General features: G+C 59.8%; 22 protein-coding genes, 2 tRNA genes and 1 other RNA gene. 6 read left to right on the top strand and 19 right to left on the bottom strand.

The features are described from left to right. Positions 1-42: 42 nt before the first annotated feature. From MCRY_RS09555 to MCRY_RS09545, 3 genes are all read right to left on the bottom strand, one after another. Positions 43-1,011, bottom strand: a complete 969-nt coding sequence (locus MCRY_RS09555; protein WP_085629271.1) for a Gfo/Idh/MocA family protein — start codon at positions 1,009-1,011, stop codon at positions 43-45. A gap of 91 nt (positions 1,012-1,102) precedes the next feature. Further along, positions 1,103-1,999 carry an RNA polymerase sigma factor RpoH gene (gene rpoH, locus MCRY_RS09550; RefSeq protein WP_085629270.1) on the bottom strand — a complete coding sequence of 299 codons (897 nt, stop codon included), beginning with the start codon at positions 1,997-1,999 and terminating at the stop codon, positions 1,103-1,105. Positions 2,000-2,152: 153 nt separating this feature from the next. Further along, complete coding sequence (locus tag MCRY_RS09545; protein WP_085629269.1) at positions 2,153-3,178, bottom strand: RluA family pseudouridine synthase; 1,026 nt, start codon at positions 3,176-3,178, stop codon at positions 2,153-2,155. Between MCRY_RS09545 and MCRY_RS09540 the strand changes: the two genes are divergently transcribed. Both MCRY_RS09540 and MCRY_RS09535 read left to right on the top strand, forming a co-directional pair. After that, positions 3,177-3,482, top strand: coding sequence for a DUF6476 family protein (locus MCRY_RS09540; RefSeq protein WP_085629268.1), 306 nt, complete (start codon positions 3,177-3,179; stop codon positions 3,480-3,482). The genes MCRY_RS09545 and MCRY_RS09540 overlap by 2 nt on opposite strands. A gap of 178 nt (positions 3,483-3,660) precedes the next feature. After that, positions 3,661-4,206: a hypothetical protein gene (locus MCRY_RS09535; RefSeq protein WP_085629267.1), complete on the top strand. Its 546-nt coding sequence runs from the start codon at positions 3,661-3,663 to the stop codon at positions 4,204-4,206. 22 nt (positions 4,207-4,228) lie between these two features. Here MCRY_RS09535 and MCRY_RS09530 read toward each other — a convergent pair. Further along, positions 4,229-4,305 (bottom strand) — tRNA-His (locus MCRY_RS09530). Positions 4,306-4,357: 52 nt separating this feature from the next. Next, complete coding sequence (locus tag MCRY_RS09525) at positions 4,358-4,858, bottom strand: GNAT family N-acetyltransferase (protein WP_238939449.1); 501 nt, start codon at positions 4,856-4,858, stop codon at positions 4,358-4,360. Between the two features lie 74 nt (positions 4,859-4,932). Between MCRY_RS09525 and MCRY_RS09520 the strand changes: the two genes are divergently transcribed. Further along, on the top strand, positions 4,933-5,130 hold the full coding sequence (locus tag MCRY_RS09520) for a DUF6324 family protein (RefSeq protein ID WP_085629266.1): 198 nt from the start codon (positions 4,933-4,935) through the stop codon (positions 5,128-5,130). Between the two features lie 15 nt (positions 5,131-5,145). Here the strand turns inward: MCRY_RS09520 and MCRY_RS09515 are convergent, their stop codons facing one another. Continuing rightward, a complete protein-coding gene (locus MCRY_RS09515) occupies positions 5,146-5,625 on the bottom strand; it encodes an MmcB family DNA repair protein (protein WP_085629265.1) in 480 nt (159 codons plus the stop codon). 106 nt (positions 5,626-5,731) lie between these two features. On the opposite strand from MCRY_RS09515, the gene ssrS reads away from it, so the two are divergent. Further along, positions 5,732-5,887: non-coding RNA, 6S RNA (gene ssrS / locus MCRY_RS23600), on the top strand. A gap of 3 nt (positions 5,888-5,890) precedes the next feature. On the opposite strand, the gene MCRY_RS09510 is transcribed toward ssrS, so the two are convergent. The 6 genes from MCRY_RS09510 to rlmB all read right to left on the bottom strand — a co-directional run bounded on the left by MCRY_RS09510 (position 5,891) and on the right by rlmB (position 9,821). Then, a complete protein-coding gene (locus tag MCRY_RS09510) occupies positions 5,891-6,223 on the bottom strand; it encodes a hypothetical protein (RefSeq protein ID WP_085629264.1) in 333 nt (110 codons plus the stop codon). A 77-nt stretch (positions 6,224-6,300) separates the two neighbouring features. Next, a complete protein-coding gene (gene nusB, locus MCRY_RS09505; RefSeq protein ID WP_085629263.1) occupies positions 6,301-6,789 on the bottom strand; it encodes a transcription antitermination factor NusB in 489 nt (162 codons plus the stop codon). Then, positions 6,786-7,337 (bottom strand): 6,7-dimethyl-8-ribityllumazine synthase, encoded by a 552-nt coding sequence (locus tag MCRY_RS09500; protein ID WP_085629262.1) that lies wholly within the window; start codon positions 7,335-7,337, stop codon positions 6,786-6,788. The genes nusB and MCRY_RS09500 overlap by 4 nt, the downstream gene beginning before the upstream one ends. Next, positions 7,337-8,479 (bottom strand): 3,4-dihydroxy-2-butanone-4-phosphate synthase, encoded by a 1,143-nt coding sequence (ribB, locus tag MCRY_RS09495; RefSeq protein ID WP_085629261.1) that lies wholly within the window; start codon positions 8,477-8,479, stop codon positions 7,337-7,339. Before ribB ends, MCRY_RS09500 begins: the two co-directional genes overlap by 1 nt. A gap of 186 nt (positions 8,480-8,665) precedes the next feature. Continuing rightward, positions 8,666-9,079 (bottom strand): hypothetical protein, encoded by a 414-nt coding sequence (locus MCRY_RS09490; RefSeq protein ID WP_338087021.1) that lies wholly within the window; start codon positions 9,077-9,079, stop codon positions 8,666-8,668. Beyond that, positions 9,042-9,821 carry a 23S rRNA (guanosine(2251)-2'-O)-methyltransferase RlmB gene (gene rlmB / locus MCRY_RS09485; protein WP_085629438.1) on the bottom strand — a complete coding sequence of 260 codons (780 nt, stop codon included), beginning with the start codon at positions 9,819-9,821 and terminating at the stop codon, positions 9,042-9,044. Before rlmB ends, MCRY_RS09490 begins: the two co-directional genes overlap by 38 nt. A 120-nt stretch (positions 9,822-9,941) precedes the next feature. Here rlmB and MCRY_RS22850 point away from each other — a divergent pair. Next, positions 9,942-10,025 (top strand) — tRNA-Tyr (locus MCRY_RS22850). Positions 10,026-10,114: 89 nt separating this feature from the next. After that, a complete protein-coding gene (locus tag MCRY_RS09480; RefSeq protein ID WP_085629259.1) occupies positions 10,115-11,380 on the top strand; it encodes a glycerate kinase type-2 family protein in 1,266 nt (421 codons plus the stop codon). Here MCRY_RS09480 and MCRY_RS09475 read toward each other — a convergent pair. Genes MCRY_RS09475 through infA form a run of 7 tightly spaced genes read right to left on the bottom strand, consistent with a single transcriptional unit; the run spans position 11,356 to position 15,957 of the window. Beyond that, positions 11,356-12,138 carry a LamB/YcsF family protein gene (locus MCRY_RS09475; RefSeq protein ID WP_085629258.1) on the bottom strand — a complete coding sequence of 261 codons (783 nt, stop codon included), beginning with the start codon at positions 12,136-12,138 and terminating at the stop codon, positions 11,356-11,358. The two genes, MCRY_RS09480 and MCRY_RS09475, sit on opposite strands and share 25 nt — an antisense overlap. A gap of 3 nt (positions 12,139-12,141) precedes the next feature. Continuing rightward, entirely contained in the window at positions 12,142-13,164 is a 1,023-nt protein-coding gene (locus MCRY_RS09470; protein ID WP_085629257.1) for a 5-oxoprolinase subunit C family protein, read from the bottom strand. Then, the gene (locus tag MCRY_RS09465; RefSeq protein ID WP_085629256.1) at positions 13,161-13,907 is read right to left on the bottom strand and encodes a 5-oxoprolinase subunit B family protein; all 747 of its coding nucleotides are present in this window, start codon (positions 13,905-13,907) and stop codon (positions 13,161-13,163) included. Before MCRY_RS09465 ends, MCRY_RS09470 begins: the two co-directional genes overlap by 4 nt. Positions 13,908-13,945: 38 nt before the next feature. Next, positions 13,946-14,137, bottom strand: a complete 192-nt coding sequence (locus MCRY_RS09460; protein WP_085629255.1) for a DNA gyrase inhibitor YacG — start codon at positions 14,135-14,137, stop codon at positions 13,946-13,948. Further along, positions 14,134-15,156 (bottom strand): ribonuclease E/G, encoded by a 1,023-nt coding sequence (locus MCRY_RS09455; protein ID WP_085629254.1) that lies wholly within the window; start codon positions 15,154-15,156, stop codon positions 14,134-14,136. The genes MCRY_RS09460 and MCRY_RS09455 overlap by 4 nt, the downstream gene beginning before the upstream one ends. Beyond that, positions 15,153-15,731: a Maf family protein gene (locus tag MCRY_RS09450; protein WP_085629253.1), complete on the bottom strand. Its 579-nt coding sequence runs from the start codon at positions 15,729-15,731 to the stop codon at positions 15,153-15,155. Before MCRY_RS09450 ends, MCRY_RS09455 begins: the two co-directional genes overlap by 4 nt. Before the next feature lie 7 nt (positions 15,732-15,738). Further along, positions 15,739-15,957 carry a translation initiation factor IF-1 gene (gene infA, locus MCRY_RS09445; protein ID WP_005978431.1) on the bottom strand — a complete coding sequence of 73 codons (219 nt, stop codon included), beginning with the start codon at positions 15,955-15,957 and terminating at the stop codon, positions 15,739-15,741. Between the last annotated feature and the right edge of the window lie 65 nt (positions 15,958-16,022).

Raw genomic sequence — 16,022 nt, 5'->3', positions numbered from 1 at the left:
CGGATCAGCCCTTTTTCGTTCCACCCAAGAAAACCCGCCCGGTCAGCGCTCCGCCGCCCAGATCATGTCGATCAAAGCTTGCGTGCCTTGGCTGAACTCCAGCGGACAGGGATACTCTGCCTCTCCACGTACCGCAGCGCCAAAGGCCTCGACCTGCCGCACATACTGGTTCACCCCAGGATAGCGGCACACCTCGACCGGCCCAGATTTCCGCATCAGCCGAACCTCGGCATCACCATAGCCCAGCGGATTGAACGGCACCGGCACTTCGACCACCCCGTCCGTCCCCTGAAACGTCACCGACTGGTAGCGCAGCATCCGCATCGAGGTAAGCGAAGTCAGCGTAAACCCGTCGAACTGAATCATCGCCTCGGCCCGAACCTCGACACCGCTCTCGCGCCGAATGTCGGCAAACAGCACCGCCTCAGGCTCTTGCCCGGTTACATACCGCGTGCAGCCCAGCGTATAGACCCCGATATCAGGCAAACTGCCACCACCGGTTTCAACCGCGTTGCGAATGTTCCCCGGATCACTGGAATTGTCATAGGTGAATGTCGCATTGACCCGCCGCAATTCGCCAATAGCCCCGCCCTTGATCCAGTCACGCACCTGTTGCCATTGCGGGTGATGCACAATCATATAGGCCTCTGCCGCCACCAACCCGGTCTGGTCCCGCAAGGCGATCAACCCGTCAATCTCATTCGCGCGCATCGCAATCGGCTTTTCGCACAACACATGCTTGCCCGCCTCAAGCGCCCGTCGCGTCCACTCCACATGCAGCGAATTGGGCAGCGGGATATAAACCGCATCGACATTTGGATCGGCCAGCACCGCCTCATAGCTGTCCACCACGCGCAAAGCGCCATCCATCGCCTGAAACGGCGCGGCCTTCGCAGGGTCAGATGTTGCCAGCACTGCCAAACGCGACCGCCGCGCAGCATGTATCGCCGGGGCCATCTGCTCGCGGGCGAACTTCGCCGCCCCAAGAATACCCCATCGCACCTCTGTCATGCCAAAGCCCTCCTGTCTGTTTGCTTCGGCCTAACACGAAAAAACGCCGGGCACAGGCCCGGCGTTTCCAATCTTAAGTCGCGTGGATCGCTTAGATCGCAGCCAACAAACCTTGTTCCTTGGCCAGATCACGCATCCGCTTCTGCAATTTCTCGAACGCCCGGACTTCGATCTGACGAATCCGCTCGCGGCTCACGTCATACTGGCCCGACAGATCTTCCAGAGTGACCGGCTTCTCCGCCAGACGCCGTTGTGTCAGAATGTCCTTCTCGCGATCATTCAACACATCCATCGCCTGCACCAGCATCGCCCGGCGCGCCTCAAGCTCGTCGCGCTCTTCATAGTCACCAGCCTGATCTGCGCTCTCATCCTCAAGCCAATCCTGCCACTGCATCGTGCCTTCGCCTTCGGACCCGACCGTCGCATTCAACGACGCATCACCGCCCGACAGACGCCGGTTCATCGAAATGACCTCGTCTTCGTTCACACCCAGATCGTGCGCGATCTTGGCCACGTGTTCGGGACGCAGATCACCATCTTCCAGCGCACCAATGCGCGACTTCGCCTTGCGCAGGTTAAAGAACAGCTTTTTCTGCGCGCTTGTCGTGCCCAGCTTCACCAGCGACCACGACCGCAGGATATATTCCTGAATCGAGGCGCGAATCCACCACATCGCATAGGTTGCCAGACGGAAACCCTTTTCAGGATCGAACCGTTTGACCGCCTGCATCAGGCCGACATTGGCTTCGGAAATCACTTCGGCCTGAGGCAACCCGTAACCGCGATAGCCCATCGCAATCTTCGCCGCGAGGCGCAGGTGGCTTGTGACCATCCGGTGCGCCGCTTGCGTGTCCTCCTGCTCAACCCAACGCTTGGCGAGCATGTACTCTTCTTCCGGTTCCAGAAGCGGAAACTTCCGGATTTCCTGAAGATAGCGGCTCAGTCCGGCTTCCGGTGACGGGGCCGGGAGATTCGCATAATTGGCCATACCCTTGTCCCTCCAATGTTTACGGGCTTAACATCCAATTTGGGAAGCCGCCCGAAAATTTCAAGTATCTGCGTTTCGTTAAATCTAATTTAACGCACACAGACGCAGTTGTAAGCGCCATGTCAGTGCGCTCACGCACATGGGACGATTGTTTCAGCCACGCAAACTTGTGATCAGATCATCCATGTCCGTGGGTAACGCGGCCTCAAAGCGGATGGTTTCACCGCTCACCGGGTGGTCAAACCCAAGAACAGCCGCATGCAGCGCCTGACGATCGAACCCCGCCAACAACGCCATCGCCGCATCCGGCAACGCCCCCTTGGCCACCTTGCGCCGCCCGCCATAGACCGGGTCGCCAATCAGCCCATGCCCCGCATGCGCCATATGCACCCTGATCTGATGGGTGCGCCCGGTTTCAAGCCGACACTCCACCAAAGACACCTGCGCCGGAACTCCATAGACCTCCAGCACCCGCGCCCGCGTGATTGCGTGCTTGCCATGCCCAAAGAACACCGCCTGTTTTTGCCGGTCGGTCTTGTGCCGCGCCAGATCACTGGTGATCTTGATCACCGCCCCCGGTTCGATCGACACGCCGCGCACGCCGCGCAATCTCGGATCACCCGGATCGGGATGCCCATGCACCAGCGCCTGATACAGCCGTTCGACACTATGCGCGGCAAACTGGTCCGCCAGCCCGTGATGCGCCCGGTCCGACTTAGCAATCACCAACAGACCGCTGGTATCCTTGTCGATCCGGTGCACAATCCCCGGTCGCCCAACCCCGCCCACCCCGGACAGCTTGCCGCCGAAATGGTGCAGCAGCGCATTGACCAGCGTGCCCGACGGCGTGCCAGGTGCGGGATGGACCACCATGCCCGCAGGTTTCATGACCACGATCAGATCGTCGTCCTCGTACCGCACGTCCAAAGGCAAATCTTCCGCCTCGATATGGCTTTCAGCCACTTCGGGTACCGCGATCTCGATCACGTCCCCCTCGGCCACACTGGCTTTGGGGTTGTTGACCACCTCACCCGAACGACGCACCGCGCCCTCGTCGATCAGCTTGGAAAGCCGCGTGCGCGACAGCGCCGCCTCCTCTGGCACGTCACGCGCCAAGGCCTTATCAAGGCGTGGCGGCGGCTCGGCCCCGATGGTCACACGCAAAATGGAGTCAGACATGGACAACGCCCCTCAAGATCAGGTCCCCGAACCGGCCAACCTGCGATTCCTGCGGCGGCTGGTGACGGTCCTGACCGCAACTATGATCGGGGGGGTCATACTCATCGTGGCGCTGATTGTCATCCGCTACAATCAAAGTGCCACACCCCTGCCCGATTTGATCACCCTGCCGGATGGCACGACCGCCACCGCGTTCACTCAAGCGCGCAACTGGTACGCCGTGGTGACCGAAGAAGACCAAATCCTGATCTTCGCCCGCGACACAGGCCGCCTGCTGCAGACCATCAAGATCGAAACAGACTAAGACGCTTCCGGCACTGCAGCCATTTTTTGACGGACACCGACCCGCAGCATGTAAGAAAACTTGATCGCGTGGCAAAACGCCGACACACTTCTACTGCGCGCCATCAAGGTTTTCTGGTTCCATGCTGTAACGACATTTCGCGCCTCCTGATCGAACCAACTTCAAATTAGAGGTAAAAATGTTGAAAAAAATATTGCTCGCAGCAGTTGTGGCCATCAGCTTCTCCAAGTCGTCGCAAGCCGAGCCCGACGAAAACATTATTCAACTGATGAATGATGCTCCGACCATGTTGGATTTCGGTATTTTTAGGCTGGAACGATTTCTGAACAGCGCTGGAGAGACCAGCTATTCGAGGGTTACGTATAGCTGGGACAACAATCGCATCATCGTGAGTAATCGGTTTTTCGATGGCCACACCATCAAAGAGGCTGAGGCGATGCAAAAATGCAAACTCTGGATCAACGCGATGCGCGAATTGGCCGGTATCAATCTGGACACGGGTCAACTTCAGTCATGGAAGACTTCGAGCGAGTTCACCAGATTTTTTCAGCACATTGGAAATGTCGAAAGAGAACACGCGGATCATGACGCAGATGAACAGGAGCTCGATCGAAGGTTTCACTTGACCTATGTCGTGGCAGATGTCGTCAACGCCGCGGAAGAAAACTACAGTTTAAACTGCGAAACACCTTTGTTTGGGACAGATTTCGCAGTCTCGTATTAGCGACATCGAAACAGAGTGAGGATGGTACCGACACCCCGGCTCGAACGGGGGACCTCTTGATCCACAATCAAGCGCTCTAACCTACTGAGCTATGTCGGCACTGAGGGGCGAAATAACGGCACGCTCCGGCCTTTGCAAGACCCATCTGCGGCTACAAGGTGACTTCCCACGCCTGTTCCACCAGATCGACGCCAAAGCTGTGCACCGGCTTGGATGATGTGCAGTGCCAGCCGTTCGCGCGGTACAGGGCACAGGCCGCTTTGTGGCTTTCATGCGTCCAAAGTTGCATGCTGTCGTACCTGCACGCGCGCGCGAATCCCGTGCAGGTCTCCAGCATCCGCTTGCCCAAACCGATCCCCCGCGCCTCGGGGGCCAGAATGAACAGCCGCAGCTTGGCTGTCCGGTGATCCAGCTTTACGCAAAAGATGCTGCCCAACCGCGCCCCGTTTCGTTCTGCAACCCAGCCGCGCTCATAGGCTGGATCGTGCTGCGCTTCGAAATCCCGCAGAATCGAGGCGACAAGCGGCGCGAACGTGGCGTCAAATCCCTCTGCCTCGGCATAATGGCGGCCATGCAGATCGACCAGCCAGTCGAAATCGCCGGAACCATAGCCGCGCAGGATCACCTCGTCAGACATGGCTGCACTCTGCATCGGCACCACCTTGCAAAACAAGCCCCCCGGCGCTATGGCCCGTGTCCTGACCAGCAACCCGCCGGAGACCTGTCATGGGCATCAATACCGAACGCGACATCGAAGCCAACTTGCAAATCGGACCAACCGATCTGGGCATGGTGCGCCTGTTCATTCTGGCTGATGGGATTGAGATCCCGATGGATTTCTCGCCCGAAGAGGCCGACGAGATTGCCGAGGAAATCAAACTTGCCGCCACCGCAGCTCGCAAGGTCAAGCCGGGCCGCAAGTAACCCACTCAAACGCTCCTAAGCCCAGGCGCTCAGTTGCGCCTCTGGATCGCGCAGCGCATGCAGCCGTCGCGCCGCATGGGTCGCGAATTTGCGGATCAGCGCGTTCCGTCTCGCACCGGCCAGTTTGTCCTCTGGCGCCATCCGCACGATTTCCGCATCATAGCCATCCGCGATGATCAACCCGCTTTCCGCCGGCAAAAGCTCTGACGGGAAGTCCAGATCGACCGCCCAGAAATACCTGTCACACCAGTCCAGATAGCCCTCCCATTTCTGATCCGACTGAAAATCCGCTCGCGAGGATTTGCATTCGACGACCCAAATCTCGCCTTTCGGCCCCAACGCCATCACATCGACCCGCAGGCCGCGCTCCGGCACGAATTCCTCGATCACCGAAAAGCCATGGCTGGCAAGGTGGCGGCACACCCCGCGCGCCAGAACTTGTCCGGGCTGCAAATCGGCACCTGTGCCGATACGCTGATCAGGTAAGAAGGTCATACCCAACACACATGAACAAAGTGTGAACAAAAATCAAGAGATCTGCGCGCCTGACCCGAAATACCCCTTGCCAGAACCCTGTATCGCGCCTACCTGACTCACAGGCGGGTTTCTACGCTTCTCGTGACAGGTTGCATTCCGGTGGCCTTAAGCAATTCCGAGGGAGTTGGCTCTGTCCGGGCCCTGGTCCGGTTACCTGACGCCCACCTGTACATACAGGTCCTCGGGAATGAGAGAACCGCACGGTTGCCGTGGTTCCCGCCGCTTATTTTCTTTGGAAATTCCGAACATTGCCGCGCGAAGCCGTCGCTTCGACGCGGATCGGGGTCAGCCCGATCGGCATGCCGCGGTGATCGTCGTCATCGTCATCTTCGTCGTCATATTTCATCAGCATGATGCTGATGCCGAATTGCACACCGGCAAACACGATCCCGTTGAACAGCCACAGCAGAAAAACCGCCAAAAACCCGACATCGGTATGTGTCACCAAATGCCAAAGGTTGACCACGTTGAAATATAGCAAAAGCGTAACAAACACGGCGGACAGGACAAACCCAACGGCCGTTTGGCGGATATACATCTTAATCAGGTCAGGCATAGTCCACCTCGCGCTTCTCATAGTAAGGTAGGCCGCTTGGCAGACAGATCAAAGCGCTCAATCCGCGCACCCTCAGATCAGAACGCCTCTGGTCGAGCCTCGCGCGCCATGTGGTCCAGAACCGCGTTCACGAATTGCGCTTCCTTGCCTTCGGGGAAAAACGCCCGCGCCACGTCCACATATTCGTTGATGATCACTTTGGGCGGCGTTTCCGTCGCAACAAGCTCGGCCCCTGCCGCGCGGAACAGTGCGCGCAACGTCGGATCGATCCGCGCGATGGGCCATTTCGCCACCAGCCCCCTGTCGGTCATCTGGTCGATCTTGGCCTGCCAGTTCACCGCCTCGTCGGTGATCCGACGGAACAGATCCACATCCCCCTCGACCAGTTCTTCGCCGTCTTCCTGCGCCAAACCGAACCGATGGTCGAGGAACTCCACCGCGACCTTGTCCACTGACTGACCGGACTGCTCCATCTGGAACAGCGCTTGCACGGCATAAAGCCGTGATGCAGATCGTTTCCGGCGTTTCTCATCCACCTTTTTAGGCGGCTTGGAAGCTTGGCTCATGCGATGTTCGGGTCCTTGGTGTCACCAGCAATCTGGTACTCGTCTTTTGCAGGAACAAATCCCACACCCTTACGGGCAGAGCCCCATTTACGGCTGAGAGCGATCAGGTGCAAGGCGGCAGCCGCAGCACCGCCGCCTTTGTTTTGCCCATCCGCCTGCGCCCGCACTTCGGCCTGTGCCATGTTCTCGACCGTCAGGATGCCATTGCCGATGCACAGCCCCTGAAGCCCAAGCAGGGTCACCCCCCGCGAGCTGTCATTACACACCGTATCGTAATGCGTGGTCTCACCACGAACAATACAGCCCAACGCGACATAGCCATCGAAATTCGACATGCGTTCTGCAATGCCGATCGCCGTCGGAACCTCCAGCGCGCCGGGAACCTCGACCAGTTCATGTGTGCCGCCACATGCCTCAATCTCGGCCCGCGCCCCAGCGATCAACTGATCCGCGATATCTTTGTAATAGGGTGCAACCACTATCAAAAGCTTAACAGGCTTGTCGAATGTCGGTCGCGCCAGTGTGTAATGCTCAACAGATGCCGCCATCAACCCAACTCCGAAATTTTTCGTGTTCCAACGATTTCAAGGCCATAGGCGTCCAGACCGACCACTTTAGGTGTCGGTGAATTCGTCAGCAGCGTCAGTTTCGACAACCCAAGCGATGACAATATCTGTGCCCCCAGCCCGTATTGGCGTAGCGTCTTGGGCGACACCTCGTCCCCGACATCCAGCTTCATGGATGTGTCGCGCAGCAGCACGACAACGCCCCTGCCCTCAGCCGCAACCGCCTGCATGGCGTCTTGGAACTCGTCAGCACGCCCCTTGGGACCGGTGCCAACAACGTCCAACATCGGGTCCAGCGCGTGCATCCGCACCAGCACCGGATCATCGCCCGACAGATCGCCCTTGGTCAGCACGATATGCTCATCTCCATGGGTCTCGTCGGTGTAAATCCGCATCTGCCAGTCACCGCCGAATTCCGAGGTGATGGTCTCCTCTTTGCGCACCCGCACGAGATTATCGTTGCGGCGACGATAGGCGATCAGATCGCTGATTGTCCCGATCTTGAGGTTGTGCCGCTGCGCAAAAGCGACGAGTTCGGGCAAACGGGACATCGACCCGTCTTCGTTCATGATCTCGCAGATCACACCCGCCGCGTTCAGTCCCGCCAGACGCGACACATCCACCGCCGCCTCGGTATGGCCCGCACGTACCAGAACGCCGCCGTCTTTTGCCCGCAACGGGAACACATGCCCCGGCGTGGCGATGTCCTGCGCGCTCTTGGTGCCGTCGATGGCCACGGACACGGTCCGCGCCCGGTCAGCCGCCGAAATGCCCGTCGTCACCCCTTCACGCGCTTCGATGGACACGGTGAACGCCGTCTCGTGCCGCGACGAATTGTTGGTCGACATGAGCTGAAGCCCCAGCTCTTCGATCCGCTTCGAGGTCATCGCAAGACAGATCAACCCGCGCCCGTGGGTCGCCATGAAGTTGATCACGTCCGGGGTCGCCCATTGCGCGGGAATCACCAGATCGCCTTCGTTCTCGCGATCTTCGTGATCGACAAGAATGAACATCTTACCGTTGCGCGCATCTTCGATGATCTCTTCAACCGAAGAAATGGCGTCTTTCCAGTTTTCCTCAACCGGACCCGGGGTTTCAAATGTCGTCACGCGGACCTCCGTCATTGCCCTTGGGCACTTAAAACACAGCGTCGGAATTGACCAGTGCAACGTCCCGTACGGATGAACCGTACGATGCGTCAGTGCTACCTGTACGGTTCACATCGTACTCCACTCAAATCGACGAAAAACCTTCGAAAACCGGATTCAAACGTCATGAACCGTACAGATCCGACTGTCCAAACGTACGGATCAGTCGAAAATGTCTTCGATCACGTCAAACGCTTCTTCAAAAAACCGCCGCGCCAGAGTCTTACGCTTTTTCAGTTTTTTCTTCTTCGATCCTTTTGCATCGCGATCCCACGCGGGAAACGGGGCCGGAGCGGTCTTCGGGCGGCTGGCGTGCCGATGCTGCCTTGCATCAGGCCTGTCCGATGCTTCGACGCGCAGCATCTTCATCTCATGCAACGGCGCACCGCAGGCCGAACAACTTAGCTCATGCCGAGATTCCCCTTTTAGAACAAGGGCTGCGCGGGTTCCACAATAGCAGCAGGTCGCGATTTTCGTTCCATGGGGCATGGCGTCTCCTTCGTCAGGGATATTGGTACGCAACCCCCTGACCGCAAGTTCACGCCCGTGCGGCGTAAAGTGCCACAGCAGCCGCATTCGACACATTCAGGGATCCGAACCCCTGCGCAAACGGGATTTTCACAAGTGCGTCGCAGGTCTCTTTTGTCTTTGGCCGCAACCCCGGCCCTTCAGCCCCAAGCACCAACGCAATCGGTCTGTCACGGACCGGCGCGATGGCGTCATCAATTGACTGTTCGGCCTCACCATCCAGCCCAAAAATCACATAACCCATTGATCTCAAGCGCTCCATCGCATCCGCGAGGTTGCGTTCCCGCAGATAGGGCTGACGCTCCAACGCGCCGGATGCGGTTTTGGCCAAAGCGCCGGTTTCCGGTGCCGAGTGGTGTAAGGTTCCAACCACAGCCGATGCGCCAAACACTTCGGCCGACCGTAGAATCGCCCCCACATTGTGCGGATCAGTCACTCGGTCGAGCATAACAACACGCGGAGGGCCATCAGGCCCACCAAGCGCCACATCTTCCAACCGCCCCCAGTTCAGCGGCTTGACCTCAAGCGCGGCGCCCTGATGCACCGATTGCGGATCAATGGGCGCATCGAACCTGCGCGGATCGCTCATTTCTGGTTCGATTCCAGCGGCTTCGATGGCATCGGCCAACTTGTCCATCGCATTGCGCGTCACCACCAGCCGCAATCTGTCACGGTTTGGATTGACCAACGCGTCGCGCACGGCATGCAAGCCGAACAGCCACACGGTTTCGGCCGCAGACGCCTTTTTGGACTGTTCCTTGGCCACCACCCATTTCGGTTTTTTGACCATGACAGCCCCCTTCTTCATCGCCGATTTTGCACCTGACGCTTGATGGGATTTTCCTGTTGACGCCGCAAGGGGGCAATTGTAATCACCCGCTCACGCCAAGGACAGGGTCTTTGGTTAAGTGGGCGACAGGCCGCAAGGTGTGGCAGGGGACTGTAACTCCCTCGCGGAGACGCACGCCTGGTTCGATTCCAGGGTCGCCCACCACTTATCCACAAAAGTTAATCTGAAAGTGATGCTTGAGCACATCAACGCAAGCATTTGACTTTCATGGCATTTGCGGCCCTAATCTTGATATGATTGAGATCGACACGCTCCGCACCAAGGCCCGGCTCTTGTTCGATGCCGCCGTGACAGCCGCAGACCCAGCGCACGCTGTCAGGCGCGGATTGAGCCAATCTCCCCTGCCTTCTCAAGATCCCGACGGCAGGACATTTCTGATCGCCATCGGCAAAGCTGCGCCCGCGATGTTGCGCGAAGCGTTGGTGGCGATGCCCAACCCCTACGCCGCCCTTGCGGTCACACATCACGAAAACGACGCCACCCTGCAAGGTGCGGAACTCCTGCGCGCAGGGCACCCTGTCCCGGACGAGGCTGGGGCACGTGCTGCGCAACGTGTGATGGACCTCTTGTCCGAGGCGACCGAGAAAGACCGGGTTGTCGCGCTGATCTCTGGCGGCGGCTCTGCGCTCTTGCCAGCCCCGCCGCCGGGAGTCAGCCTGACCGACAAGGCACGTCTGAACGATTTGTTGCTCTCGGCAGGGCTCGACATCGTGAAAATGAACCTTGTTCGTCAACAGGTTAGCTTGCTCAAAGGAGGCGGCTTCGTGCAACAGGCCGCGCCAGCCCCGGTCTATGCGTACCTGCTATCCGACGTGATCGGCGATGACCTCCGCGCGATTGCCTCAGGTCCCACGGTCAGCCCGATCGGAACTGCCAAAGACGCAATAGAAACACTCAAAGCCGCCGGGATATGGGACGCGACACCAGTATCGATTCGCAACCATCTCAGCGAGGCGCAGGATAAGGCGTCAGCCCCCTTGCCCAAGGTCACCAACACGCTTGTCGGATCAAACCGATTGTCGCTCGAAGCCATGCTGGACGAAGCGCAGACCATCGGCCTCAATGCCCGGATCGTCAGCGATGCATTGGTCGGGGACGTCGGCGGTGCCGCGCACAAGGTGCTGACCGAATTGATCGCGCGCCCAGAGCCCACGGCGCTGCTCTTTGGTGGCGAAACGACGGTCAAACTCAGTGGCACAGGGCGCGGCGGACGCAATCAGGAACTTGCCCTGCGCGTCGCAGCCCAAGCCCCTGACATTACAGCCAAATGGGTGTTCCTGTCGGGCGGCACCGATGGCCGCGATGGCCCAACCGACGCTGCAGGTGGCGTCGTCGACGCAGGCACTTTGCCCCGGATCAACGCCGCAGGTCAGGACGTGACCTCACTTTTGGCCAACAATGACAGCTATGCAGCGCTTGCCGCAGCAGGCGATTTGCTGATGACCCGCGCCACCGGCACGAATGTGGCCGATGTTCAGGTCTTGCTGATCGCGCCCTGACGCCCCTCAAACCGTTGCAAGGTCACGCCCGCATCGGCCAAGGCGCCGCGCACAGTGCGGGCGATCTGCACCGCCGTCGCGCCATCGCCATGCAGGCAAATCGTGTCCACCGCCGCCGGTATGTGCTTGCCACTTTCGGTGATGATCGCTCCGGCTTTCACCATGTCGACCATGCGCTGCCCGGCCACATCAGCGTCATGGATTACGGCCCCCGGCAGGCTTCGATCCACCAAGGTCGCATCGTCATTATAGGCCCGATCCGCGAAAATCTCGCCCGCCCAGCGACATCCCAGCGCTTCGACTGCATCCTGTTGCTGAGTCGCCGCCAGCACCATGATGATGATCTCCGGGTCGACCGACAGCGCCCCTTCGTAACACGCCGTCGCCATCGCCACATCCTCGGATGCCATGTTGGCCAGTGCTCCGTGTAGTTTCAGGTGCCGCACCTCGCCACCGACCGAACGCGCCATCGCCTGCGCCGCACCTAATTGATATCGCACGAGATTTCGCAGGTTGTCATGGCTCAGATGCATTCGACGCCGCCCAAAGCCCTGTAAGTCGGGAAAGCCGGGATGTGCGCCGATGCCAACGTCATTCGCCACGGCCAAACCCATCGTCTTCGACATCACGTCGGGGTCACCCGCATGAAAGCCACACGCGACATTGGCCGAGGTGATCACCTCGAGCAGCGCCGCATCCGACCCCATCGGCCACGGCCCAAAGCTTTCGCCCATATCCGCGTTCAGATCGACATGCATGGCTCACTCCTCTTCGTCTTGGGAATCACCCGCCGTGACCCCACTGATCAATTGATATCTCAGCAGATCGCGGATCTGCGACGGGTCGCGCACCAATGGCGTGCGCAGTTTTGGCAAAGCGCGCAGATGGTCGCGCCGCTTCCGCTCCGCCTCCAACGCCTCGTCGCGGGTCACAAAGCGAAACCGCAGCACGCCGCCTGCAGGGGTCTGCACCGCACGCGGCAGATCGGCGGGAATCACCGTCGCGATTCTAGGATAACCGCCGGTTGTCTGGCTTTCCCACAGTAAAAGATAAGGCGTGCCGTCCCCGGTGATTTGAATATCGCCGGGCAGGATCGATTCCGACAGAATGTTCAGCCCCACACTGGTGGCAAAGCCCTCGCCTTCGGAATCAAGCCGCATGCCCATGCGGTTGGCGCGCGCATCGCGGCTGAATGGGGTGTCGGTAAACCGTTCGCGCGTTGCGGCTTCAAACAAATCCGTCTGGAAACTCTGAATCAACCGCAGAATGCCACCGTCGAACCGATTGTCCAACGGCAAGCAAAACCCAACCGCCTGGCCCCGGTCTTCGGCAATCGGCAAGGTATCTCCTGCCTGCACCACCGCACCGATCCCCGCCGCCAAATGCGCAGACCGCGATCCAAGTTGCTGCGGCAGGTCAAACCCGCCCCCCACATGTAGATAGCCGTAGCTGCCTGACGTGGCGCCACCGATCTCAAGTCGCGCCCCGGCGGGCATCGCATGCGACGCGTTCCAAACCAATGGCACACCGTCCAGCGCTACCCGCATCGGAGCCCCCGTCAGCGCAATGCGCAAAGCGGCGGTCGCTTCGAACACGCCTCCCGATCCCGGCAGCTCCAAGGCGGCACAGTCGGTCGATTGCGCCAATAACGCCGCCCCTTCAGCCAGCGCCAATGGATCCGCCGCGCCACCGGTCGATACACCAAACGCGCGATATCCAACGCGCCCCCTGTCCTGCACACTGGCCCCCGGCGCAATGCGATGCAGCTTGAGCGCGCGGATCATCGGATCGCCTCGATCACGGCACCGCCATCAGGATCGTTGGCATGTCGCGCCAGCTCGTCCGGCGTGACGTGCACGAATTGCACCTCATCGCCCGGGCGCAGGAAGAATGGAGCATCGCTGGCGGGTCGAAACAGCTTCAGATGAGTCTGGCCGATATGCCGCCATCCCGTTGGGCTCGACCCCGAAAATAGCACGAACTGCCGGATCGCCACCACCAACGCCCCCCCGGGCACTGCCTTGGTCAACGCCGTCTGACGCGGGATGTCCCATGCGTCTGGCAACAATCCCAGATAGGGCTGACCGGGGGCGAACCCGATGGTCTGCACCCGCACCCGCGCGTCAGACAGTTGGGAAATGGCGTCCGAAACCGAAAGTCCAGCCGCCTGTGCTGCCTCTTCCAGTTGCGGCGCAAGATCAGTGCCATAGACCGTCGGCACACGGATGAACCGCCGCCCGTCGGGCATCGGGGCTGCGTACCAATCCCGCTCGGCCAACAAATCGGTCAATCTGGCGGTCAACGCGTCCAATCCCAAATGTAATGGGTCGAACTGCACGAAGACGGACACCAAAGACGGTGCACAATCCTCGACCCCGTCGATCCCGTCCCGTGCCACCGCCTCAGCAAAAGCCAAGGCCGCGCGATTGCCCGGCTCGGACAAGGCATCGCCGAAACTCACCAGCACGCCATTCAGGCCCGCCGGGCGGATCACAGGTTCAAAAAGTGAGGTCGTGTCGGCCGTCATGACCAAGCCGTATCACGACGACCGGTCGAGACAAGACGCTAGTGCAGCTTATCGGACGCCGCCGCCGCCTGTTCAGCCGCCTCAATTGCCGCTTCGATGTCTTCGGGGTCGTCTGACGGCACAGCGTAATTGCCGTTCAACCACCGCGCCAAATCCAGATCGGCACACCGCTTGGAACAGAATGGACGGGCTTTGGCATCTGTTTCCTTGCCGCAGATGGGACAGCTCATATCAGCACCTCGCTGAGGGACAGTCGGTCACGTTTGCGTTGTAACTCGATATGCCCCAGCGGAGTCCACCCCACGAAGACGGTTTCCACGCTGTCCCGCTTGAGTGCTGCGCGCAGGGCGCTTTCGATCTGACGGCGGTCTTTCTTGGCCGTAGGGGCCGGGTCAATCACGATCTGTCCACCAAGCCCGCGCAGCCGCAACTGGCGTGGAAGGTCCTTGACCGCAGCGAGGTTCGCCTTGAGCCCCGCTGCAGGACTGGTGTCCCCGCCAGTGTTCACATCCACTGCCACCAAGGCGCGCGTGGGCTCGATCGCCATTGACGCAGGACCGCCCAACGGCACATCGCGGGCTTTCAACCCGTCAAGCACATCAAGAATGCCGTGCCTGTCGAAACTGCCATCGGTGCTGTCGATCTCGGCTTTATCTGTCCATTCGCGCCATGCCAGCAGATGCGGACCGTCACCAAGGGTCAGAGTTTCCGCGTCGCCGGTGGCGTCTGCCATCACCTTGGCAGCCAGATCGGCCATCGCCGCGATATCGTCAGAAATCTCGCCCGCGTCGGCCCCTTCGCACGAAGACCGCAGGATCAGACCAAAATCGCCCTCATCCATGATGTCATGCGCGACCGCCAACAGCTCTTCGCGCGCATCTTCATCCTTGATCCGGCGCGACACATTGATCCCCGGCGCATCGGGCGTGACGATGGCATAACGGCTCTTGAACAGCACCTTATGTGTGACCGGGATAGCCTTGCCCGGCTCAGCATAGCCGGTGACCTGCACCAAGAGCGTTTGCCCGGGGGACAGACCCTTGACCTGCCGCACAAACGCCGACCCGTCGGGCGTGCGCAGGAACATCCCGCCCTGTCCCTTCATCGGACGTTCGACAATGGCGCGATAAATCGTTCCCGGCGCAGGCTGGTCTGTGTCAAAGAACAGGTCTTCGACCACTCCATCCACCATCAGCGCCGCTGCTTCACGATCGCCAATGTGATCAAGCGCAATCAGACGACCCTTCATGCTGCACCCCCGTAAAGCGGATAGCCCGCTGCAACGAGCAGGTTCGCGGTCTCGGCCAATGGCAGACCCACAACCGCGCTGAAACTGCCGTTGATCCACGGCACAAACGCGCCTGCCGGGCCTTGGATGGCATAGCCGCCCGCTTTGCCGCGCCAGTCATCGCTGGCCAGATAGGCGTTCACCTCGGCATCGCTGAGTGACTTCATCTTCACCTGTGTGACCACGTCACGTTCCCACAACTTGTCGCCTCGGCGCACAGCCACCGCCGTTACAACGCGGTGGCGGCGTCCGGACAACGCATAAAGGAACTGCGCCGCTTCGGCAGCATTTTCGGGTTTACCCAGAATACGGCGACCCAGGGCAACAGTGGTGTCGGCAGACAGGACAATCTCATCGTCACTGGCAGGAATCGCCAACGCCTTTTCGCGCGCAAGACGCACGCAATACGGACGCGGCAATTCATCGGGACGAGGATCTTCGTTGATATCGGGCGGGCGGATGTCATCCGCCTCCACCCCGATCTGAGCCAAAAGCTCCCGCCGCCGGGGGCTGCCGGAGCCAAGGATCAGCTTCATGGATCGCTTACTTGAAGCGGTAGTTGATCCGACCCTTGGTCAGATCGTAGGGCGTCATTTCGACTTGCACCTTGTCGCCTGCAAGAACCCGAATCCGGTTCTTACGCATCTTGCCTGCCGTATGCGCGATAATCTCATGGCCGTTTTCAAGCTCGACCCGAAATGTCGCGTTAGGCAGGAGTTCCTTGACGACACCGGGAAATTCGAGCGTGTCTTCCTTGGCCATGGTTTCTCCTAAGTTGATCGCCTCCTGAGTCTGAGGCGCGCTTCTAAATGGGGCCAATCGCCCAA

This window comes from Marivita cryptomonadis, assembly GCF_002115725.1.
GTDB lineage: Bacteria > Pseudomonadota > Alphaproteobacteria > Rhodobacterales > Rhodobacteraceae > Marivita > Marivita cryptomonadis.
Note: the sequence above shows the minus strand (reverse complement) of the source record. Positions and strands in the feature narration are given on the sequence as shown.